Below are 21,167 nucleotides of genomic sequence, written 5' to 3'. Positions count from 1 at the left end.
GTTCAATTGCCTCCAAAGATACGCTCGAAGAATCCCTTCTTCTTGACATCGAGGAAGCGGTGTTCCACGGTCTTGCCCAGCAGGCGGTCCACAGCATCGCTGTACGCCTGGCCGGCGTCGCTCTGGTCGTCGAGAATCACCGGCACGCCCTGGTTGGAAGCTTTCAGCACGGCCTGGGATTCCGGGATCACACCCAGCAGGGTCACCGCGAGGATGTCCTTGACGTCTTCAACGCCGAGCATTTCGCCGTTGCTGACGCGCTCAGGGTTGTAGCGGGTCAGCAGCAGGTGTTCCTTGATCGGCTCTTCGCCTTTTTCGGCGCGCTGGGACTTGCTGGCCAGCAGACCGAGCATACGGTCCGAGTCACGTACCGAGGACACTTCCGGGTTGGTCACCACGATGGCTTCATCGGCGAAGTACATCGCCAGGTGAGCACCGGTTTCGATGCCGGCCGGGGAATCGCATACCACGTATTCGAAGGTTTCTTTCAGTTCGGCGAGGACTTTGCCTACGCCTTCCTTGGTCAGCGCGTCTTTGTCACGGGTCTGGCTGGCGGCCAGCACATACAGGTTCTCAAGGCGCTTGTCCTTGATCAGGGCCTGTTGCAGGTTGGCTTCGCCGTTCACCACGTTGACGAAGTCGTACACCACGCGGCGTTCGCAGCCCATGATCAGGTCGAGGTTACGCAAACCCACGTCGAAGTCGACGATGACTGTCTTGTGGCCGCGCAGAGCGAGGCCGGTACCGATAGCGGCGCTGGTGGTGGTCTTACCCACACCACCCTTGCCGGATGTAACCACGAGAATCTTGGCCAAGGTGTTTCACCCCTAAGGAAAAAGGACTTTTGGTCCCTGAAAAACATCTCTTGAAACTCGCTGCAGGCGGACAGCCTTTGTAGGGAGAAGCCAGGGTTTTCCCGGGGAAAACACCAACTTCAACTAGTCCTACGCAAGTATTGCCGGTTTCGCTTTGCTATCAGAGCCTAGAGATGCTTGGAAAATGCGGCAGTATCCGTTAAAGACGGATGATGTTCAACACATCGCCCGACAGGTTGACCTGTACCGAAGCCCCCCACAGCGGATCACGGCGCAAGTCTTCGGACACCTTGTACTGACCCGCGATGGAAACCAGTTCAGCGGTCAACTGCTGGCAGAAAATACGCGCCTTGGTATCACCCTTGATGCCGGCCAGGGCACGTCCGCGCATCGGGCCGTATACATGGATATTGCCATCGGCAAGAAGTTCCGCGCCGGGGCTGACCGAGGACACCACCACAAGGTCGCCGCCCTGGGCGTAAATCTGCTGCCCGCCGCGCACGGGCGAGGTGATGATCTTGGTCGGCCGGATCGTGGGTTCCGGTGGTTTTTCCGGTTTTTTCTTCTGTTCACCGACCAATGGTTCGAGCGGACGCTCGCGTGCGCCGGACGGCGGCAGTACTGGCAGTTCAATGGCGATGGCCGCGGCAATGTCTTCGATACGGCTGGCGCGAATCGCCAGGGTCCGCAGGCCATGGGAGCGGCACACGCGCATCAGCCCGGGCAGGTCGATGACGCCCTGGCCGGCCGGCAGCTTGTCCAGGGCCAGCACCAGCGGGGCATTGTTGAAGAAATTCGGCGCCAGGGCGACCTTGGCGGCCAGTTGGCGGTCCAGGGCGTCGAGGTCATTGCGGGCCAGTTCCAGCACGGTAATGGCGAGCATACTGCCTTTCAGCTGGAACACGGGATCTTGGTCTAGCGGTTCGGTTTGGCTCATGGTCGGCAAAGCGGCTTGTCACGAAAAGTGTCGAGACTTATAACGAGAACACTCACCCGCCGCAAGCCGAGTCGAACCGTTGTAGAATGCGCGGCCCTTGTCTTTACCGGAATCTGTAATGGATCGCCCGCGTTTTCGAGCTGTATTTCTTCACCCGCGTTTTTGGCCATTATGGCTGGGGCTGGGCCTGCTGTGGCTGGTCACCCAACTGCCGTACCGCGTGCTGCTGACCATTGGTCGCCTGCTGGGCGCGGGCATGTACCGCGTGGCCGGTGAGCGTCGCCGCATCGCCGCGCGCAACCTGGAATTGTGCTTCCCGGAAAAATCCGCCAAAGAGCGCAAACGCCTGCTCAAGGAAAATTTCGCCTCCACCGGTATCGCCTTCTTCGAGATGGCCATGAGCTGGTGGTGGCCCAAACCGCGCCTGGCGCGCCTGGCCCATGTGCAAGGGTTGGAGCATCTCAAACAGGCGCAATTGGACGGCAAGGGCGTGATCCTGATGGCCTTGCACTTCACCACCCTGGAAATCGGCGCTGCCCTGCTCGGGCAAAAGCACACCATCGATGGCATGTACCGCGAGCACGGCAACCCACTCTTCGACTTTATCCAGCGCCGTGGCCGGGAGCGCCACAACCTCGATTCCCTGGCGGTGGAGCGCGACGATGTGCGCGGCATGCTCAAGCTGCTGCGCGCCGGCCGGGCGATCTGGTACGCACCGGACCAGGACTACGGCGCCAAGCAAAGTATCTTCGTGCCGCTGTTCGGCATCCAGACCGCCACTGTCACGGCCACCAGCAAGTTCGCGCGCCTGGGCAAAGCCCTGGTGGTGCCGTTCACCCAGGAACGCCTGGCCGATGGCAGCGGTTACCGACTGGTGATTCATGCACCCTTGACGGATTTCCCCGGCGAGACTGACGAAATCGACTGCCTGCGCATCAACCAGTGGGTCGAAGCCTCGGTGCGCGACTGCCCCGAGCAATACCTGTGGACCCACCGCCGCTTCAAGAGCCGGCCACCGGGTGAACCCAAGCTGTACGAAAAACGCCGTCGGTAAGACTTACCTTTCCCATATGGAGTGACGCAATGCGCCCAGCTGAACCGGTCACAGGCTTGATTCTTTCCGGCGGCGGGGCGCGAGCGGCGTATCAGGTAGGGGTGTTGGCGGCGATCGCCGAATTGCTGCCGCCGGGGGCGCCGAATCCGTTTCCGGTGATCGTCGGCACATCGGCCGGGGCGATCAATGCGGTCACCCTGGCCAGTGGCGCGACGGACTTCACCGCCGCTGTCCAACGCCTCACCGCATTCTGGCAAGGCTTTCGCAGCCATCTGGTGCTGCGCAGCGACTGGCCGGGTGTGGTCCGCCAGGCCAGTCGCTTCCTGATTCATAGCCTGTTGGGCCTGGGCAGGCAGCTCCCCGTGGCGTTGCTCGACAGCTCACCGCTGCGCGATCTGCTGCAGGACAAACTGCACCTGGCGGGCATTGACGACGCCATCCGGCACCGGCATCTGCACGCCGTGGCGGTCACCGCTTTCGGCTATGAATCCGGGCAGGCGGTGACCTTCTATCAAGGCGGCGGCACCATCGAACCCTGGCTGCGCCATCGGCGCATTGGTGTGCCGACGCCACTCACGGTGGAACACTTGCTGGCCAGTTCGGCGATTCCCTTACTGTTCGCCCCGGTGAAGCTCGACCAGGAATACTTCGGTGACGGCGCCGTTCGCCAGTCGGCCCCGATCAGCCCGGCCCTGCACCTGGGCGCGAGTCGCGTGCTGGTGGTGGGCGTCAGCGGTAACCCGCGCGGCAATGAACCCTCGATGCAACGCACCTACACCGGCCAGGAACCGACGCTGGCGCAGATCGGCGGGCACATGCTCAACAGCACGTTCATTGACAGCCTGGAAAGCGATATCGAATTGCTGGAACGCTTGAATCAATTCAGCCATGTCTCGCCGGGGGTGGCGGCCGTGGAGGTGCTGGTGATTGCGCCCAGCCAGCCGATCGACGAAATCGCGGCCCGGCATCGGCAGGAATTACCGGCGGCATTGCGCTTGTTTTTGCGCGGGCCAGGGGCGACCAAGACCAGTGGGGCAGGGGTGTTGAGTTACTTGCTGTTCGAGGCGGGGTATTGCAGTGAGTTGATCGAGTTGGGGCGCCAAGATGCGTTGGCCAAGCGCGAGGAGATCACCCGGTTCTTAGGCCTGCCACTTATCTAAATGTGGGAGGGGGCTTGCCCCCGATAGCGGTGGTTCAGTCACTGACAGGTTGACTGACACACTGCCATCGGGGGCAAGCCCCCTCCCACATTGGTTATGCGCCGTTCAATCAGAAGTGATACTTGACCAGGAAGCTTGCGGTGTCCTGAGTCGTCTTGAAGGCGCCGCTGTCCTCGATTCCGTACTTGTTCTTCCAGTAGTCGTATTCAAACCCCACATACAACTGTTTGTCGCCCCAATGCAGCGCCTTGCCCAGGTCATATTTGACCTGCGGGTTGAAGTGCAGGTTGGCGTGATAGGTGCCACGGGCGTTTTTGTCGTTATCCACCACCCAGTCCATGAAACCGTCGATCAGCACATCGGAGTTGCCCACGGGAAGGGTGTAAGACCACACCGGCGTGATCTGCCACACGCCGTCGCCGGGGCGATTGCCTTCGGTCTGGCGCTGGTAGAAGTTCAACTGGAAGTAGTCGAAACCCGGAATATTAAAGTCAATCGCCGGGCCCAACAGGTACGACTCGTTATCGCCTTCGCCGAACTCGTAAGTGAAGGCCAGCAATACATCTTTGATCGGGCCGAATGACAGGTCCTTATCCAGAATCTTGCCGAACGACAAACGTGGGCTGAACTCGCCGTAGTAAGTATTCGGACCGACGTTGCCGTCTTCCTTGCCGTTGTAAAAGATGCGGTCGAGGAAGAAGAAGTTGTCGCCGTACTTCCACGCGTCGGCATGTTCGAACGTGACGGTTTGCTGGATCTGCGGGTTGACGGTAAAGCTCTTGCCCCACAGATACGTCAGGCTGTTGTTCTGCCACTGCAGCAAATCACCGGCCACGGCTTGGCCACCGGCCAGCAGGGATCCCGCCAGCATCAGGCCTTTGAACATAGGTTTCATTCGGTGCTCCCGAGTTAAAGTTTTATGTTTTTTCTAATCTGGCGCTCTGGTGTGGCGCCTTTGGATCTGCTGAAGAACTCGTCTGATTGGTCAACTTTATGGCTATAGCAAGAGCCGCGCCAAGGCGGTAAAAAACCGTCGTTTCAAGCGGGCGCGGAGAATACTGGCTCCCACGTCGGGGCTCAAGTGCGCCGTTACAGCGCGCACAGGGCGACGATGGGGCGTGCGTCAGGAGTGGGCGTGCTCGACGGCGGGGCGTTCAGCACCGCCGAGAATGTTGAACAGTATGTTCAGCGACAACGCGCTCAGGGTGGCCATGGCGATGCCGCTATGGGTAATCGGGCTCATCCACATTGGCAATTGCGCGAAGAACTCCGGACGCACCACCGGGATCAAGCCCATGCCGATGCTCACCGCCACCAGCAACTGGTTGCGCCGGTCGGCGATGTCGGCTTCCTGCAGGATCTTGATGCCGGTCGCCGCGACCATACCGAACATGGCGATCGCCGCGCCGCCCAGCACCGCCGGTGGAATCGACGCCACCAGGTAGGCGGCCTTGGGCAACAGGCTCAGCACAATCAGAAACGCTCCGGCCATGATCGTGACCGAGCGGCAACGCACGCCGGTCATCTGCACCAGGCCGATATTCTGCGCGAACGAGGAGTGGGTGAAGGTGTTGAAGAACCCGGCAAAGAATGACGCGCCGGCATCACACAGCAAACCGCGACGCAGCATCTTCGGCGTGACGTCCTGGCCGGTGATCTTGCCCAGGGCGAGGAACATGCCGGTGGACTCGACAAAGATGATCACCACCACCAGGCACATCGACAGGATCGGCGCCAACTCGAACTTGGGCATGCCGAAGTGCAGCGGCGTCACCACTTGCACCCAAGGTGCCTGGGCCAGGCCGCTGAGGTCGACCATGCCGAGCGTGCCGCACAAGGCGTAGCCCAGCGCCATGCCGATCAGTACCGAGATGTTCACCCAGAAACCGCGCATGAAACGGTTGATCAACAGAATGCTGGCCAGCACCAGCGCAGCGACCGCCAGATACACCGGCGAGCCGAACGTCGCGGCAGCGCTGCCGCCACCGGCCCAGTTCACGGCCACGGGAAACAGCGAAAGGCCGATGGCGGTAATCACGGTACCGGTCACCAGCGGCGGAAAAAAACGTACGACCTTGGACATGAACGGCGCGATGAGCATGCCGAAGAACCCGGCGGCGATGGTCGCACCGAAGATCCCCTGCAAGCCGATACCGGGCATGCCGGCCATGGCGACCATGCTGCCGACGGCGGCGAAACTGGCGCCCATCATCACCGGCATGCGAATACCCACCGGGCCGATGCCGAACGACTGCACCATCGTGGCGATACCGGCGACCAACAGGTCGGCGTTGATCAGGAAGGCAATTTCTTCACGGCTCAGCCCGGCGGCCTGGCCAATGATCAGGGGCACGGCGACAGCACCGCCGTACATAAGCAAGACGTGTTGCAGGCCTACCAGAATCAGTTGCAAGAGGGGCAGCCGCACCATGGCGGGTGCGGCGCAAATCTGCGGTTCGGTTAACTCGGTCATGCAACACCTCGGATCTTTTTTATTTTTGTGTTGTGTGTAATGCAATTTTCAAAACACAGCAGAACCAAATGTGGGAGGGGGCTTGCCCCCGATGGCGGTGCATCAGCCACTGATGCTTTGAATGACACACTGCTATCGGGGGCAAGCCCCCTCCCACATTGGATCTCCATGAATCAATCAGTTGGTACGCGCCCCCTGGTTGATCCAGGTGCCAATCAAATCCCGCTCCTGCTGGGTCATCTGGGTGATGTTGCCCAGCGGCATGATCTGGCTGGCCACGGCCTGTGCTTGAATGCGCGCCGCCTGTTGCTGGATCTGCGCCGGTGTGTCGAACATCACCCCGGCCGGTGCGGTGCTGAACAGCGGGCTGGTGGGCTTGGCCGAATGGCAGACGGTGCAACGCTGCTCGATCACATGGTGCACCTGGCCAAAGTCGGTGCTGGCTTGGGCAGGTGCCGGTTCAGCTGCCGGGGCTGCAGGCGCAGCCGGTTTCACGCCTCCGCCCAGGGCAGTTTCCGGCAACGGCTGATACTCGATCGCCGCCGGTGCTTTGGCCACTTCCGGCGCCGGCGAGGGCCCGGTCACGTAGGCCAGGCTGATCATCGCCAGCGCACCCACCGGCAAGGTCCACGCATACTTCTGGCTGTTATGCCGGGTGTTGAAGTAGTGCCGCACCAACACTGCCGCCACCGCGATCCCGGCCAGGATCAGCCAGTTGTAGTGGCTGCCATAGGTGCTCGGGAAGTGGTTGCTGATCATGATGAACAGCACCGGCAAGGTGAAGTAGTTGTTGTGCCGTGAGCGCAGCAAACCCTTGGCCGGCAGCGCCGGGTCGGGTGTGCGGTTCTCGGCGATGGCCGCCACCAGTGCGCGCTGGGCGGGCATGATGATGCGGAACACGTTGCCGACCATGATCGTGCCGATCACCGCACCCACATGCAGGTAGGCGCCACGGCCGCTGAACACCTTGCTGAAGCCATAGGCCGCCGCAATCAACAGCACGAACAGGATCAAGCCGAGCAGGGCAGGACGCTTGCCCAGGGCCGAGTCGCAGAGAAAGGAGTAGACGAACCAGCCGACGAACAGTGAGCCGATGCCCAGCAAGACGCCTTCGGTGCCGCTCAGGCTGCTGCCGGGAGCCAGCAGGTACAAGGTCGGATTCCAGTAGAACACCACGCACAGCAGCGCAATGCCCGACATCCAGGTGAAATAGGCTTCCCATTTGAACCAGTGCAGGTTGTCCGGCATGGTCGGCGGGGCCAGTTTGTATTTTTCCAGGTGGTAGATGCCGCCACCGTGGATCGCCCACAAGTCACCGGCCAGGCCGCTCTTGGGGTTGACGCGATTGAGGTTGTTTTCCAGCCAGACGAAGTAGAAAGAAGCGCCGATCCAGGCGACGCCGGTGATCATGTGAACCCAGCGCACGCTCAGGTTCAGCCATTCCATCAAATGTGCTTCCACAGTCTTTACCTCTCGCCTGTCGCCCTTGTTGTCGGGTGATCAGACCTTCTCTTATTGGTGGGGGGCGAGGACCAACCGCTCATCCTCTTTGAAAAAATGCTCATCGCAGTTATTGCCTGTGCCACTGCGATCAACCACCAGGAAGTCATCCCGCTTTTCGATCGTCAGCACCGGGTGGTGCCAGACGCCGCGATGGTAATTGATGCCCTGCCTGCCGTTGGTGACGAAGGCGCGGACCAAGCCTGATACAGGTGCATCGCCAAGTGGCGCGACCACGATCAGAAAGGGGTTGCCGAGCAGCGGAATGAAGGCCTGGCTGCCCAGCGGGTGTCGCTCCAGCATGCACACGGTCAGCGGCATGTCCTGCGCGTCGGCGCGGAAGATGCTGATGATGGCGTGGTCTTCAGGCTGTGCTGTTTCGACCGTCGCCAGTTTGTGAAAGCGCATGGTCGACCCGTTATTGATCATGAAGTGATCGCTGCCATCGGTTTCGATAACGTCTCCGAAGGGGGCGAAGGCTTCTTTGGTCAGGGGTTCGATCGTCAGTGTGCGCATGGCTGTCTTCTTAATCTGGAGTTGGATCGTTCCCACGCTCTGCGTGGGAACGCTGCCCTGGACGCTCTGCGTCCGCTCTTGGTTCGCTTATTTGGCTACCTTGCCCAACACCCGCAGGCGACTCACGCCCCCATCCGGGAACACGTTCAACCGTATGTGGGTAATCGGCCCCAGCGCCTTGATCTGCTCGGCGAAGGTGTGTTCGGCGTGCATTTCCAGTTTCTGTGCCGGCAGCAGTTCACGCCAGAACAGCGATTGGGTCTCGATCTGGCTGTCGGTGCCACCCTTGACGAACGCGCCCTGGATCGAACAGGTGTCCGGGTAGTTGCCCTTGAAGTGCAGGGTGTCGACGATGATTTTCTCGATCTCGCCAGGGTGGCCCAGCGCGACGATCACCCAGTCATTGCCCGGCGTACGGCGACGTGCGGTTTCCCAGCCATCGCCCATGTTGATGCCACGGCCTGGGTTGAGGATGTTGCTCATGCGCCCGAAGTGTTCATCGGAGCAGGCCAGGGCACGCCCGCCATTGAGCGCGGCGGCCAGGTCGACCTGTTCGTTGTCGCCCACCGCAGACCAGTCGCGGAACGGCACACCGTACACGCGCAGACGGGCCACGCCGCCATCCGGGTAGATGTTGAACCGCAGGTGGCTGAACGCCTGCGCGTTGTGGATCTCGTGGTAATGGTGGCTGTTGCCTTGCAGCTCGACCGCCGACAGCACTTCCACCCACTGGGTGTTGGCATCCGGCTCGCCCGAGGCGAGGAAGCAGGCTTCCAGGGAGGCCGACGGCGGGTAGTTGCCGGTGAAGAATGAGGTATCGATGTCCACGCCCTTGATCGAGCCCGGCACGCCCAGGCGGATCACCGCGCTGTCGTAGCCTTCGAAGCGCTTGCGGCGTGACTCCCAGCCGTCCATCCACTTGCCGTTGTCATCGAAAACGCCCTCCTTCCACACGGCCGGGGTCGGCTGGAACAGGCGGTTGGCGTCGGCGAACCAGTCATCGGTGACTTCGATGATCTTGGTGCCCAGGCGGGCGTCGGCGAGGTTGACGAACTTCTCGAAAGGTACGGGTTGCGCTTTCATTCTTCTTGTCTGCCTTGGATAGAGTGGCTGGGGATGGTCATTCAGAGGGTCAGTAATCGGAACAACGCGATCTTGTTGATCTCAGCCAGCGCGCAGTTGAACTCGGCCTCAGCCGAGTTGTGAATGCGCGTTTCGAACGCGGCCAGGATCTGGTGCCGGTTGCTGCCTTTTACCGCCATGATGAAGGGAAACTTGAACTTGGCCTTGTAGGCCTCGTTCAGCTCGGTGAAGCGCGAGAACTCTTCGGCCGTGCATTGGTGTATACCGGCGCCAGCCTGTTCTCCAGTGCTGGCTGCGGTAAGCTGGCCCTGGACGGCCGCACGGCCGGCCAGGTCCGGGTGAGCGTTGATCAGGGCCAGCTGGCTGGCGTGATCGGCGCTCAACAGGATATCGCTCATGCGCTGGTGCAGGCTTTCGATCTGGTCGATCGACGCATCCTGGCCCAGGTCGAAGGCCTTTTCGGCCACCCATGGCGAGTGTTCGTAGATATCGGCGAAGGCGGCGACAAATTCATCGCGGCTCAGGCTCGACGGTTTGAGGGTTTGGAATGCAGTCATTTCGCCGCTCCCGGGCAGGGGTGGGTGTGCTGCCAGTGCCGGGCGATGTCGACGCGGCGGGTGAACCACACCTGTTCATGGCTTTTGGCGTACTCGATAAAGCGCTTCAACGAAGCCAGGCGCGCCGGCCGGCCGATCAGGCGGCAGTGCAGGCCGATGGAAAGCATCTTCGGCGCCTCGGCCCCTTCGGCATAGAGCACGTCGAAGGCGTCCTTGAGGTACTCGAAAAAGTCGTCGCCCTTGTTGAAACCCTGCACCTGGGTGAAGCGCATGTCGTTGGTGTCCAGGGTATAAGGGATCACCAGATGCGGCTTGCCGGTGGGCGTGTTGGGCTCCCAGTAGGGCAGGTCGTCGTCGTAGGTGTCGCAGTCATACAGGAAGCCGCCTTCCTCCATTACCAGGCGCCGCGTGTTGGGACCGGTGCGGCCGGTGTACCAGCCCAGCGGGCGTTCACCGGTCAGCTCGGTGAGGATGCGGATCGCTTCGAGCATATGCTCGCGTTCCTGGGCCTCGTCCATGTACTGGTAGTCGATCCAGCGGTAGCCGTGGCTGCAGATCTCGTGGCCGGCGGCAACCATGGCGCGGATCACGTCCGGATGGCGCTGGGCGGCCATGGCCACGGCGAAGATGGTCAGCGGGATGTCGAATTCCTTGAACAGCTTGAGGATGCGCCACACCCCGGCACGGCTGCCGTATTCGTACAGCGACTCCATGCTCATGTTGCGCGCGCCCTGCAGCGGTTGCGCCGAGACCATTTCCGAGAGGAAGGCTTCGGACTCTTTATCGCCATGCAGAATATTGCGCTCGCCGCCTTCTTCATAATTGAGTACGAACGACAGCGCGATGCGTGCATTGCCCGGCCAGTGTGGGTGAGGAGGGTTACTGCCGTAACCGATCAGGTCGCGTGGGTAGTCAGCGCTCACTGCAGTCTTCCTTCTTGTTCGTGGTAGCAAGTGTGTGTGGCGGCCGGACAGCGGAAAGACTGGGTGGCGTCACAGCGATGAGTGATTGTATACAACTTATTGCTCACTTTGTAAGCCTGCATTTCTGCATTTTTTCTGCAGGTATCTTTGCAGGGTCGCTGCAAGAAACTTGCCTAACCGGTCAGCTAACCACAAAAAAATTCACTGTAGGAGCGAGCTTGCTCGCGAAAAGCCTGAGTGCGCCACTTTTCTACCTGGAAATTCGCGTTGGCGTTGAGCTTTTTCGCGAGCAAGCTCGCTCCTACAGAGGTTTAAAGTCTGTTGAATTTATTGTGTACAATTTTTTTGAAAAATGTCTTAATCAGCTATCGCCGGCTTTTTCGATGCTCTGAAAGAGTGCGGGTTCTTTATGACTGACTTCGGGAGGCGCATAAACGCCATGGGACGTTTGACCACACACGTTTTGGATGCCGCGCACGGCTGCCCCGGCAGCACAATCAAGGTTGAGCTGTACCGCGTCGACGGCGCGCAACTAACGCTGGTCGCCACCGCGGTGACCAACGAAGACGGTCGCTGCGACGCACCGTTGCTGCAGGGCGACGACTACCGCAGCGGTGTCTATCAATTGCAGTTCAGCGCTGGCGACTATTACCGCGCCCGTGGCGTGCAGTTGCCGGAGCCGGCTTTCCTCGATGTGGTAGTGCTGCGGTTCGGAATCAGCGCCGAGCAGGATCACTACCATGTCCCGCTACTGATTTCGCCTTACAGCTATTCGACCTATCGCGGTAGCTGAGCGTCACCTCGCTTCATACCCCCAAGCTCTTCGTTGGTTTTTTGCCCGCCCACACTGCGGGCTTTTTTTCGGCTGTGCATTCAACCCAGCGGCGCTCGAGCCTTAATCAGCGAGGCCAGGCCGGCGCAGCCGAACAACGCGGCGCTGATGCGGTTGAACCAGCTCTGGCCCGAGCCGCTGCGCAAATACCGCGCGGCGCTCTGCGCACCCAGGCCGTAACCAAGCTTGCACAGCAGGTCGAGCACGGTCCAGGTGGCGATCATGGTCAACAGCTGCGGCAGGAATGCTTGATCCGCGCTGAGAAATTGCGGCAGGAAGGCGGCAAAGAACAGGATGTCCTTGGGGTTGCTGGCCCCCAGCACAAAGGCGCGACCGAACAGCACGCGAAAACGTGGGGTCGACGCCACCTGTGGCACATCAGCACCCTCGGCCGGCCGGCGTGATTGCTGCCAGCTCTGCCAGGCCAGGTAAAACAAGTACATCGCGCCGACGATTTTCAGCGCGCTGAACACTTGCTCGGACGCCAGCAACAGCGCGCCCAGGCCCAAGGCCGAGGCGCTCAGCAGGCAGATCGAGGCAAATACCCCGCCCAGGAACGCCGGGTACGAACGGCGCAGGCCGTAGTTCAAGCTGTTGCTGATCATCAGTAGGGAAAGAGGGCCAGGGATCAGGATCACCACCAGCGCCGCGCCGCTGAACAGCAGCCAGGTTTCGGTCGTCATTTCATTACTCCAGTCGTTAGCGGCAAGCTTCAAGCGGCAAGTTAAAAGCTTGTCGCTTGCCGCTGAAAACTTGCCGCTATTTCAAAGAAAGGCGAACTTGGCGATAAAAATCACGCACAGCACCCACAGGCTGACGGAAATTTCCTTGTGCTTACCGGTGCCGGCCTTCAGCGCGACATAGGTGATAAAGCCCAGCGCGATGCCGTCGGCCACCGAGAAGGTCAGCGGCATCATGATCGCCGTGACGATGGCCGGAATGCTGTCGGTGGCCTCGTCCCAATTGATATGCGCCATGCTCGCCATCATCAGCATCGCCACGTAAATCAACGCGCCCGCCGTGGCATAGGCTGGAATCATGCCCGCCAGCGGCGCAAAAAACATCGCTGCCACGAACAAAATACCCACCGTCACCGCCGTCAGCCCGGTGCGCCCGCCGGCAGCCACCCCGGCGGCGCTTTCCACGTAGCTGGTCACGGGCGGCACGCCGACCATGGCCCCGAACACGCTGGAGGCGCTGTCGGCTTTCAACGCACGGGACAGGTTATCGATCTTGCCGTCGGCATTGACCAGTCCGGCCCGTTGCGCAACGCCCATCAGTGTACCGGCAGTGTCGAACATGTGTACAAAAAGAAAGGCAAATACCACGCTGATCATGCTGACATTGAACACACCCTTAACGTCCATGGCCATCCAGGTTGGCGCCAGGCTGGGCGGGGTGGAGAGAATGCCGTTGTAGTGCACCAGGCCCAGGCCCCAGCCGGCCAGGGTCACGGCAATGATGCTGATGAGAATCGCGCCGAACACGCGGTGGTAGCTGAGGATCGCAATCAGCAGGAAGCACACCGCCGCCAGCAGGGGCGCGGGCTCGTGCAGCGAACCGAGCTTGATCAGCGTGGCGGGGCTGTCGACGATGATGCCGGCGGTCTTCAGGCCGATCACCCCGAGAAACAAGCCGACGCCCGCGCCCATGGCGTGGCGCAGGCTCACCGGAATGCTGTTGAGCAGCCATTCGCGCACGCGGGACAAGGTGAGGCCCATGAACAGCACGCCCGAGATAAACACCGCACCCAGCGCAGTTTCCCAGTGGTAGCCCATGGTGCCGACAACGGTGTAGGTGAAAAACGCGTTCAAGCCCATGCCCGGCGCCAGGCCCACCGGCCAGTTGGCGTACAGGCCCATCAACAGGCAACCCAGCGCGGCGGCGATGCAGGTGGCGACGAAGGCCGCGCCGTGATCGATGCCGGCGTCGGCCATGATGTTGGGGTTGACGAAGATGATGTAGGCCATGGTGATGAACGTCGTGAGGCCGGCGATCAGCTCGGTCTTCACTGTGGTGCCATGCAAACGCAGTTTGAACAGGCGTTCCAGCCAGCCGCCTTGGGGCGCGGCGAGATCCAACATAGGGGCTTCGGTTTTGCGGCTATCCACAGCGAGTACTCCTCAATCGTTTTATTGTTATTTCCAGCGCCGGTCACATGAGTGGGCAACAGCGCTTTGAGGTACTGGCGGGTTTTGTTGACTGTTAGGTCAGGAACTCGCACGAAGCGAATTATGCTTTTGTATACAAATAAAGCAAATAATGTTTTCGATTATCTCGGCGGAAAGGGATGAAAGGCTGCTTCCAGAGCGTGCGGCTGGATTTATTCTGCCGCACGCCTTGAAACAATCCGTCGATACCCGCACTTTGATGGCGCAAGCGTTCGCTCAGAGCGCGCGAAGCGGCATAAGGGGAGCCCATGTACAAGGTTTATGGCGATTACAGATCGGGCAATTGCTACAAGGTCAAATTGATGCTCAGCCTGTTGGGCATCCCGTACCAATGGATCGATATTGATATTCTTAAGGGTGACACCCAAACCCCTGAATTTCTTGCCAAGAACCCCAACGGCAAGATCCCGGTGCTGGAACTGGAAGACGGTACCTGCCTGTGGGAGTCCAATGCGATCCTCAACTTCCTCGCCGATGGCAGCGAGTTTTTACCCGGTGAGCCGCGCTTGCGCACCCAGGTGTTGCAGTGGCAGTTCTTCGAGCAATACAGCCACGAGCCGTATATTGCGGTGGCGCGGTTCATTCAGTTTTACCTGAACATGCCGCAGGATCGTCTCGAGGAATACAAGACCAGCCACAAGGGCGGTTACAAGGCACTGAAGGTCATGGAACGTCAGCTGCAGGCCACGCCGTACCTGGTGGGCGAGCAGTATTCGATTGCCGATATCGCGTTGTATGCCTACACCCATGTGGCCCATGAAGGGGGCTTTGACCTGGCGCCTTATCCGGCGGTGCAGGCATGGTTGCAGCGCGTGGCCAGTCATCCAAACCATGTGGCGATGCTGGGCTGAGCCACCTTCCGAAGGTGGGATGGGCTCACTGTAGGAGCGAGCTTGCTCGCGAAAAACGCCCGGGCAACGCGTTCATTCTGGATAAACGCGGTGGCCCTGAGTTCTTCGCGAGCAAGCTCGCTCCTACAAAAAGCCTTGCCCCCTCCCACATTTAGTCCGGTGGTGTGTCAGATAACTCTGCGTTGAGCAGTTCAAAGCAGCGCTGCGCCGCCGGGCTCAATGCCATCCCGCTACGACTGATCAAGCCGATCTCCCTGTTCACCCCGGGATGATCGATGTTGATCCGCTTCAACCCCTCCAGGCTATCCGCCGCCGACTCCGGCAGCACACTGATCCCCAGCCCCTGGCGCACCAGTGCCAGTACTGTGGACATGTAGTTGGCCTCCATGCCCGCATTCAGCGTCAGCCGCGTTTCATCGAACAACGCATCCACCTGTTCGCGCACGCTGCTGCCGCGGCCGGTGAGGATGATCGGCTGATCCGCCAGTTGTTCCAGGGTCAGCTGCCGATGGTGGGCGAGGGCGTGACCCAGCGGCACGAACGCGCAGAGCCGGTCATTTAGGACCGGCACGAAGTCCAGGCCGTGGCTCAGGCGCGCGCGCACGCCGATACCGAAGTCCACCTCGCCGGAACGCACCTGGGCCTGGATGCGGTGGGCCACCAGGTCATGCAGGCGCACTTCGATCCCGGCGAAGCGTTCGCGAAACAGGCGCAACACCGGCGGCAGGCTGCCGGCGCACACCGAGGGCAGGGCGGCGATCGTAACGACGCCACGGCGCAGCGCCGCGAGATCGCGCGAGCCAGTGATGATGTTGTCCAGGTCCAGCAGCAGTTTTTCCATGGGGCCACGCGCGTCGTGGCCGGCGGCGGTGATAGCCACATGGCGTGGGCTGCGGTCGAGCAGGGCGACGCCCAGCCACTCTTCCAGTTGTTGCACCTGCACGGTCAGCGCCGAGGGGGACAGGTTCAGCTCGCTGGCGGCCTTGGTAAAGCTGCCCGTGCGAGCAACGGCGAGGAATGCCTGGATGTGTTGGATGCTGTTTTTCATACGGGCGGCTTCATTTTGTTTTTTCGAACACCGGTGTGTGAATATTCCAATTTACAAAGCCTAACCTGATTCCAATACTCCAGGGAAAACAATAACCGGCCCATCAAGGCCGCTCTGGAGTAACCCATGCTCGCTACCCTGGGTGTCATTACCATTCTGTGTCTGCTTGCTGCCGTTATGAGCAAGCGCCTCTCGCCGCTGGTGGCGCTGATCGCCCTGCCGATCATTGCCGCGTTGCTCGGTGGCTTCGGTCTGCAAACCAGTGCCTTCATCATCACCGGCATCAAGAACGTTGCCCCCGTGGTGGGCATGTTTGTGTTCGCCATTCTGTTTTTCGGGATCATGACCGATGCCGGCATGCTCGACCCGATCATCGAGCGAATTCTGCGCACGGTAGGGACGCGTCCTACGCGAATTGTCGTTGGTACCGCGACCCTGGCGCTGCTGGTGCACCTGGACGGGTCCGGCGCGGTGACCTTCCTGGTGACGGTGCCGGCGATGTTGCCGCTGTATACGCGGCTGGGCATCGACAAACGCATTCTGGCGTGTGTCTGCGCCATGGCGGCCGGGGTCAATTTCCTGCCGTGGACCGGCCCGGTGCTGCGCTCGTCGGCCGCCCTGCATGTGCCGGTGGCGGACCTGTTCCAACCGTTGATTCCAGTGCAGATCGTCGGGCTGATCTTTGTGTTCGCCTGCGCTTGGTGGCTGGGCCACCGTGAAGAAAAACGCCTGGGCCTGGGGGCCGGCTCCAGCGTGGACGCGGTGCCGCAACGGGTGCTCAGTGACGCCGATATCCAGCTGCGTCGGCCACGGCTGTTCTGGATCAACCTGATCCTCACTGTGCTGGTGATGGTGGTGATGATCGCCGGCTGGGTCGACCCGGTGGTGATGTTCATGCTCGGCACCGTGGTGGCGCTGTGTATCAACTACCCCAATGTCGACGCCCAGCGCGCCCGTATCGACGCCCATGCGAAAACCGCCCTGACCATGGCCAGCATCCTGCTTGCCGCCGGCGTGTTCACCGGCATCATGCAAGGCACCGGCATGCTCAAGGCGATTGCCGAAGTGGCGGTGGCGCAGATTCCTGCGGGTCATGGCAAGTTGATCCCGGCGGTGGTGGGCTTCATTTCCATGCCGTTGAGCATGCTGTTCGACCCCGATTCCTACTATTTCGGCGTGATGCCGGTGATTGCCGAAGTTGGCAAGGCGCTGGGTGTCGACCCGCTGCAAGTGGCCCAGGCCTCGTTACTGGGGGTGCACACCACGGGCTTTCCGGTCAGCCCGTTGACCCCGGCGACTTTCTTGTTGGTAGGCCTGTGCAAGATCGAGCTGGCCGATCACCAGCGCTTCACCATTCCTTTTCTGTTCGCCGCGTCGGTGTTGATGACCCTGACCGCGCTGCTCCTGGGAGTTATCTGAGATGAAAACCTTGCGCATCGGCGCCGGTGCCGGCTACTCCGGTGACCGTATCGAACCCGCCGTGGAACTGGCCGAACACGGCGACCTGGATTACCTGGTGTTCGAATGCCTGGCCGAACGCACCATCGCCCTGGCCCAACAGGCGCGCATCAGCGATCCGGCAGGCGGCTATGACCCCTTGTTGAGTGAGCGCATGCGCCGGGTGCTGCCCTTTGTCGGGCTGCACGAGGGCCGCCGACGTTTGCGCGTGATCACTAATATGGGCGCGGCCAACCCGGTGTCGGCCGCCGTCGAAGTGCGGCGCATCGCCCGTGAACTGGGGACGAACCTCAAAGTGGTGGCCGTGATGGGCGATGACGTGCTGGCGGCGTTGCGTCCCGAGCAGTTGCTGGACAGCGGCCAGACCCTGGGCGCACTGGGTGAGCGGCTGATTTCGGCGAATGCCTACCTGGGCGTGGACGGCATCCTTGAAGCCCTGCGCGCCGATGCCGATGTAGTGATCACGGGGCGTGTGGCCGACCCGTCATTGTTTCTCGCTCCGCAGATGTTCGAATTCGGCTGGGCCGCCGACGATTGGCAGCGCCTGGGCAAGGGCACCCTGGTCGGGCATTTGCTCGAATGTGCCGGGCAGGTCAGCGGCGGTTATTTTGCGGACCCAGGCCTCAAGGATGTGGATGACTTGGCGCGCCTGGGCTTTCCGTTGGCCGAAATCGCCGCCGACGGCACTGCCTTGATCACCAAGGTGGCGGGTTCTGGAGGGCAGGTCAGCCGCGCCACCTGCAGCGAACAACTGATCTACGAAGTGCACGACCCGCAAGCGTATTTGACTCCGGACGTCACGGCCGATTTTTCACAGGTGGGGTTTGTCGAGGAGGGCGTTGATCGGGTGCGTGCCCACGGTGCCACAGGGCGGGCGCGGCCCGAACAGCTGAAAGTCAGCGTCGGTTATCTTGACGGCTGGATCGGAGAGGGGCAGATGTCCTACGGCGGCCCGGGCGCTGTCGCACGGGCGCAACTGGCGCGCGAAGTGGTGCTCAAGCGTCTGGAACTGACCGGCGTGAAGATGCAGGAAGTGCGCGCCGAGTTGATCGGCATGGATGCCTTGCATGGCCCGCGCAGCAATGCCGAGCCCTGGGAAGTGCGCCTGCGGGTCGCCGCCCGGTGTGAAGAACGCAGCGACGCCGTGCGCATCGGCAATGAAGTGGAAACCCTCTACACCAACGGCCCTGCTGGCGGTGGCGGAGCGAGCAAGAGTGTGCGCCAGGTGGTGGCGGTGGCGTCGTTGCTGCTGCCCCGAGACAGGGTCAAACCGAGGATAGAAGCATGAAGTTGCATTCACTGGCCCATTCCCGCACCGGGGATAAGGGCGATACGTCGAACATCTCGATCATTGCTTATCGCGCCGAGGATTACCCGTTGCTGTGTGAACAGCTGACTGCCGAGCGCGTCGCCGCGTTTTTCGCAGACCTGCTGGAGCCTGGCGCGGCGCCGGTGCAACGTTATGCATTGCCCAACGTACAGGCGCTGAACTTCGTGCTGCCGGGCATTTTGCGCGGCGGCGTCACGCGTTCGCTGGCACTGGATGCCCACGGCAAGTGCCTGGGCTCGGCGCTGCTGGACCTGGATGTACTTACACCGAACTAAATGTGGGAGGGGGCTTGCCCCCGATTGCGGTCGGTCAGTTGAAAAATTGCTGACTGGCACACCGCCATCGGGAGCAAGCCCCCTCCCACATTGGATCGCACAGGTCAATCAGATCGCGGCGAAGCGCTTGTCCAGGTAGTCAATGATGACCTTGGAGTCATACATCCAGGTGGTCTGGCCGTTTTCTTCGATGCGCAGGCATGGCACTTTGATCTTGCCGCCTTGCTCCAGCAGGGTCTGGCGGTCGTGCTCGTTGTTCTTCGCGTCCTTGAGTGCTACCGGCACATTCAGGCGATGCAGGGTGCGGCGGGTCTTCACGCAGAAGGGGCAGGCGTGGAACTGATACAGGGTCAGGTCCTTGGCGGCTGCGTTGACCTTGGCCTGTTGTTCGGCCGGGCGCTGCTTTTTGCGCGGACGGGTCAGGAAGTCGCCGGCGATGATGATCTGGCCGAGGCCCACTCGAAGTGCTTTGACGAACATGGCTGAAAGCCTCTTGCCCATGAAGAAGGGGTCGCAGCTTACCTGAATTCTGCAGGCGAAAAAAAACCGGCGATGAACGCCGGCTTTTCCTACACAACCACTTACTTGATCAGGCTGAGAAATTCGCTGCGGGTGGCCGCGTTTTCGCGGAACTCACCGAGCATCACCGACGTGATCATCGACGAGTTCTGTTTTTCCACACCGCGCATCATCATGCACATGTGCTTGGCTTCAATCACCACCGCCACGCCCAGGGCACCGGTCACTTGCAGCACCGCGTCAGCGATCTGGCGGCTGAGGTTTTCCTGGATCTGCAGGCGACGCGCATACATGTCGACGATCCGCGCGACCTTAGACAGCCCCAACACTTTGCCGCTCGGGATGTAGGCAACATGGGCCTTGCCGATAAACGGCAGCAGGTGGTGTTCGCACAGCGAGTACAACTCGATGTCCTTGACCAGCACCATTTCGCTGTTGTCGGAGCTGAACAAGGCACCATTGGTGACTTCTTCCAACGTCTGTTCGTAACCGCGGCAGAGGTACTGCATCGCCTTGGCGGCACGCTTTGGCGTGTCGAGCAGGCCCTCACGGGAGATGTCCTCGCCGAGTTGGCCGAGAATCTCTGTGTAATTCTGTTCCAGGGACATGAAACTACCTGTGGGATTTTCGCAAAGCGCAAGGTTACGGGGGCGGACACATCGCTGCAAGCCTGACGATGGCACTTGTTACTCGTCGCGGCCTTCCATCATGGTGCGCTTGAGCATTACATACACCGCGCCGGCGCCGCCGTGGCGGGCCTGGCACGAGGTGAAGCCGAGGACCTGGGCATGCTGGCGCAGCCAGGTGTTGACGTGGCTCTTGATCATCGGCCGCTTGCCGTCCAGCCGCACGGCCTTGCCGTGGGTGACGCGCACGCAGCGGATTTCGAACTTGGTGGCTTCGGCAAGAAAAGCCCACAGTGTTTCCCGAGCTTTTTCGACGGTCATGCCGTGCAGGTCGAGGCTGCCTTCGAACGGGATCTGGCCGGCCTTGAGCTTGCGCATCTGGCTTTCCTGTACCCCGTCACGTGCCCACATCAGCTCGTCTTCGGGGCCTACGTCGATCACGAACTGGTCCGACAAGCCATCCACGGTGGTGGCGTCGGTGCGCACGGTCGCGGCCTGGCGCAGCTTGGCAATCTGCGCCCGATCAGCCTTGGGTTTGCCGGTGTCGGCGCGGTCGTGCTTGATCGGCTTGACGCCGCGCAGCTCGTTCTTGAACAGGGAAAAATCGTCGTCTTGCATGTCAGCCTCCGCGAAGGGCGGGCAGTTTACCTAAATCGCGGCGGACAGGGCGCAGCAAATGCTATCCAAGCGCCATCAGTCGTGTTTTTTCATCAGGTGCGAAGCGATGTTCAACGACAGCGGCTGGCGCATTCTGCGCCGGCTGCGGCGCCACAACCACACGCCCAGCCACACCACCATCAGGCCGATGCCCAGCAGGATCGCCGAACCGCCAGGGCTGGCGTTCAACTCGCCCAGTGCCGGCGAATGCCCAAACAGGCCGGCGCCACCCGCGCCCGCCAACGCCACACCTACAATCGCCAGCAGCGCGGCAATGCCCGCCACCAGGCGCAGACGCCAGTTGCTCGGGCCCTTGGGGCGCAAGCGACGAGCATCAAAACCATCGGATATCTTCATTCCGACCTTTCCTCCAGGGTATCGG

The 21,167-nt window shown here is 61.2% G+C and carries 24 protein-coding genes; 8 read left to right on the top strand and 16 right to left on the bottom strand.

Going from position 1 to position 21,167, the window contains the following annotated elements:
• Positions 1–2 precede the first annotated feature (2 nt).
• Positions 3–815: a septum site-determining protein MinD gene (gene minD / locus C4J90_RS18070; RefSeq protein ID WP_124363734.1), complete on the bottom strand. Its 813-nt coding sequence runs from the start codon at positions 813–815 to the stop codon at positions 3–5.
• 199 nt (positions 816–1,014) lie between these two features.
• Positions 1,015–1,752 (bottom strand): septum site-determining protein MinC, encoded by a 738-nt coding sequence (gene minC / locus C4J90_RS18065; RefSeq protein ID WP_124363733.1) that lies wholly within the window; start codon positions 1,750–1,752, stop codon positions 1,015–1,017.
• A 118-nt stretch (positions 1,753–1,870) separates the two neighbouring features.
• On the opposite strand from minC, the gene C4J90_RS18060 reads away from it, so the two are divergent.
• Positions 1,871–2,806 carry a lipid A biosynthesis lauroyl acyltransferase gene (locus C4J90_RS18060; protein ID WP_124420500.1) on the top strand — a complete coding sequence of 312 codons (936 nt, stop codon included), beginning with the start codon at positions 1,871–1,873 and terminating at the stop codon, positions 2,804–2,806.
• 29 nt (positions 2,807–2,835) lie between these two features.
• A complete protein-coding gene (locus tag C4J90_RS18055; RefSeq protein WP_124371385.1) occupies positions 2,836–3,966 on the top strand; it encodes a patatin-like phospholipase family protein in 1,131 nt (376 codons plus the stop codon).
• Between the two features lie 109 nt (positions 3,967–4,075).
• On the opposite strand, the gene C4J90_RS18050 is transcribed toward C4J90_RS18055, so the two are convergent.
• The 7 genes from C4J90_RS18050 to puuE all read right to left on the bottom strand — a co-directional run bounded on the left by C4J90_RS18050 (position 4,076) and on the right by puuE (position 11,018).
• A complete protein-coding gene (locus C4J90_RS18050; protein ID WP_124363730.1) occupies positions 4,076–4,861 on the bottom strand; it encodes an outer membrane protein OmpK in 786 nt (261 codons plus the stop codon).
• Between the two features lie 228 nt (positions 4,862–5,089).
• On the bottom strand, positions 5,090–6,439 hold the full coding sequence (locus tag C4J90_RS18045) for a nucleobase:cation symporter-2 family protein (RefSeq protein WP_124420499.1): 1,350 nt from the start codon (positions 6,437–6,439) through the stop codon (positions 5,090–5,092).
• Positions 6,440–6,616: 177 nt separating this feature from the next.
• Entirely contained in the window at positions 6,617–7,900 is a 1,284-nt protein-coding gene (locus C4J90_RS18040; protein WP_124363728.1) for a urate hydroxylase PuuD, read from the bottom strand.
• A 51-nt stretch (positions 7,901–7,951) separates the two neighbouring features.
• Positions 7,952–8,455 (bottom strand): ureidoglycolate lyase, encoded by a 504-nt coding sequence (locus C4J90_RS18035; protein ID WP_124420498.1) that lies wholly within the window; start codon positions 8,453–8,455, stop codon positions 7,952–7,954.
• A gap of 87 nt (positions 8,456–8,542) precedes the next feature.
• Positions 8,543–9,538, bottom strand: coding sequence for an allantoicase (gene alc, locus C4J90_RS18030; protein WP_124363726.1), 996 nt, complete (start codon positions 9,536–9,538; stop codon positions 8,543–8,545).
• 41 nt (positions 9,539–9,579) lie between these two features.
• Entirely contained in the window at positions 9,580–10,095 is a 516-nt protein-coding gene (gene uraD, locus C4J90_RS18025; protein ID WP_124420497.1) for a 2-oxo-4-hydroxy-4-carboxy-5-ureidoimidazoline decarboxylase, read from the bottom strand.
• Positions 10,092–11,018 (bottom strand): allantoinase PuuE, encoded by a 927-nt coding sequence (gene puuE / locus C4J90_RS18020; RefSeq protein ID WP_124363724.1) that lies wholly within the window; start codon positions 11,016–11,018, stop codon positions 10,092–10,094. The genes uraD and puuE overlap by 4 nt, the downstream gene beginning before the upstream one ends.
• 77 nt (positions 11,019–11,095) lie before the next feature.
• Here puuE and C4J90_RS26935 point away from each other — a divergent pair, with 77 nt between their 5' ends.
• A complete protein-coding gene (locus tag C4J90_RS26935) occupies positions 11,096–11,410 on the top strand; it encodes a hypothetical protein (protein ID WP_164488025.1) in 315 nt (104 codons plus the stop codon).
• Positions 11,411–11,457: 47 nt separating this feature from the next.
• Positions 11,458–11,811: a hydroxyisourate hydrolase gene (uraH, locus tag C4J90_RS18010; protein WP_124363723.1), complete on the top strand. Its 354-nt coding sequence runs from the start codon at positions 11,458–11,460 to the stop codon at positions 11,809–11,811.
• 80 nt (positions 11,812–11,891) lie between these two features.
• Here the strand turns inward: uraH and C4J90_RS18005 are convergent, their stop codons facing one another.
• Complete coding sequence (locus C4J90_RS18005; RefSeq protein ID WP_124415213.1) at positions 11,892–12,533, bottom strand: LysE family translocator; 642 nt, start codon at positions 12,531–12,533, stop codon at positions 11,892–11,894.
• Between the two features lie 81 nt (positions 12,534–12,614).
• On the bottom strand, positions 12,615–13,934 hold the full coding sequence (locus C4J90_RS18000; protein ID WP_256658993.1) for an NCS2 family permease: 1,320 nt from the start codon (positions 13,932–13,934) through the stop codon (positions 12,615–12,617).
• Positions 13,935–14,269: 335 nt separating this feature from the next.
• Between C4J90_RS18000 and C4J90_RS17995 the strand changes: the two genes are divergently transcribed.
• Positions 14,270–14,872 carry a glutathione S-transferase family protein gene (locus C4J90_RS17995; RefSeq protein WP_124420496.1) on the top strand — a complete coding sequence of 201 codons (603 nt, stop codon included), beginning with the start codon at positions 14,270–14,272 and terminating at the stop codon, positions 14,870–14,872.
• A 151-nt stretch (positions 14,873–15,023) separates the two neighbouring features.
• On the opposite strand, the gene C4J90_RS17985 is transcribed toward C4J90_RS17995, so the two are convergent.
• Entirely contained in the window at positions 15,024–15,920 is an 897-nt protein-coding gene (locus C4J90_RS17985; protein ID WP_124420495.1) for a LysR family transcriptional regulator, read from the bottom strand.
• Positions 15,921–16,046: 126 nt separating this feature from the next.
• Between C4J90_RS17985 and C4J90_RS17980 the strand changes: the two genes are divergently transcribed.
• The 3 genes from C4J90_RS17980 to C4J90_RS17970 are packed head-to-tail and all read left to right on the top strand — an operon-like array spanning position 16,047 to position 18,983.
• Positions 16,047–17,339, top strand: coding sequence for a CitMHS family transporter (locus C4J90_RS17980; protein ID WP_124420494.1), 1,293 nt, complete (start codon positions 16,047–16,049; stop codon positions 17,337–17,339).
• Position 17,340: 1 nt separating this feature from the next.
• A complete protein-coding gene (locus tag C4J90_RS17975) occupies positions 17,341–18,666 on the top strand; it encodes an acyclic terpene utilization AtuA family protein (RefSeq protein ID WP_124420493.1) in 1,326 nt (441 codons plus the stop codon).
• The gene (locus tag C4J90_RS17970; protein WP_124420492.1) at positions 18,663–18,983 is read left to right on the top strand and encodes a hypothetical protein; all 321 of its coding nucleotides are present in this window, start codon (positions 18,663–18,665) and stop codon (positions 18,981–18,983) included. Before C4J90_RS17975 ends, C4J90_RS17970 begins: the two co-directional genes overlap by 4 nt.
• Positions 18,984–19,091: 108 nt before the next feature.
• On the opposite strand, the gene C4J90_RS17965 is transcribed toward C4J90_RS17970, so the two are convergent.
• From C4J90_RS17965 to C4J90_RS17950, 4 genes are all read right to left on the bottom strand, one after another.
• Positions 19,092–19,463, bottom strand: a complete 372-nt coding sequence (locus tag C4J90_RS17965; RefSeq protein WP_124363715.1) for a glutathione S-transferase N-terminal domain-containing protein — start codon at positions 19,461–19,463, stop codon at positions 19,092–19,094.
• Between the two features lie 101 nt (positions 19,464–19,564).
• Positions 19,565–20,110 carry a GTP cyclohydrolase I FolE gene (gene folE, locus C4J90_RS17960; protein WP_124363714.1) on the bottom strand — a complete coding sequence of 182 codons (546 nt, stop codon included), beginning with the start codon at positions 20,108–20,110 and terminating at the stop codon, positions 19,565–19,567.
• A 78-nt stretch (positions 20,111–20,188) separates the two neighbouring features.
• Positions 20,189–20,746: a Smr/MutS family protein gene (locus C4J90_RS17955; protein WP_003175227.1), complete on the bottom strand. Its 558-nt coding sequence runs from the start codon at positions 20,744–20,746 to the stop codon at positions 20,189–20,191.
• A gap of 75 nt (positions 20,747–20,821) precedes the next feature.
• Positions 20,822–21,142 (bottom strand): hypothetical protein, encoded by a 321-nt coding sequence (locus C4J90_RS17950; RefSeq protein WP_124420491.1) that lies wholly within the window; start codon positions 21,140–21,142, stop codon positions 20,822–20,824.
• Positions 21,143–21,167 lie beyond the last annotated feature (25 nt).

The organism is Pseudomonas sp. R2-60-08W, assembly GCF_003852335.1.
In the GTDB taxonomy this organism is placed as follows: domain Bacteria; phylum Pseudomonadota; class Gammaproteobacteria; order Pseudomonadales; family Pseudomonadaceae; genus Aquipseudomonas.
This window is presented reverse-complemented; position numbering and strand designations above follow the sequence as displayed.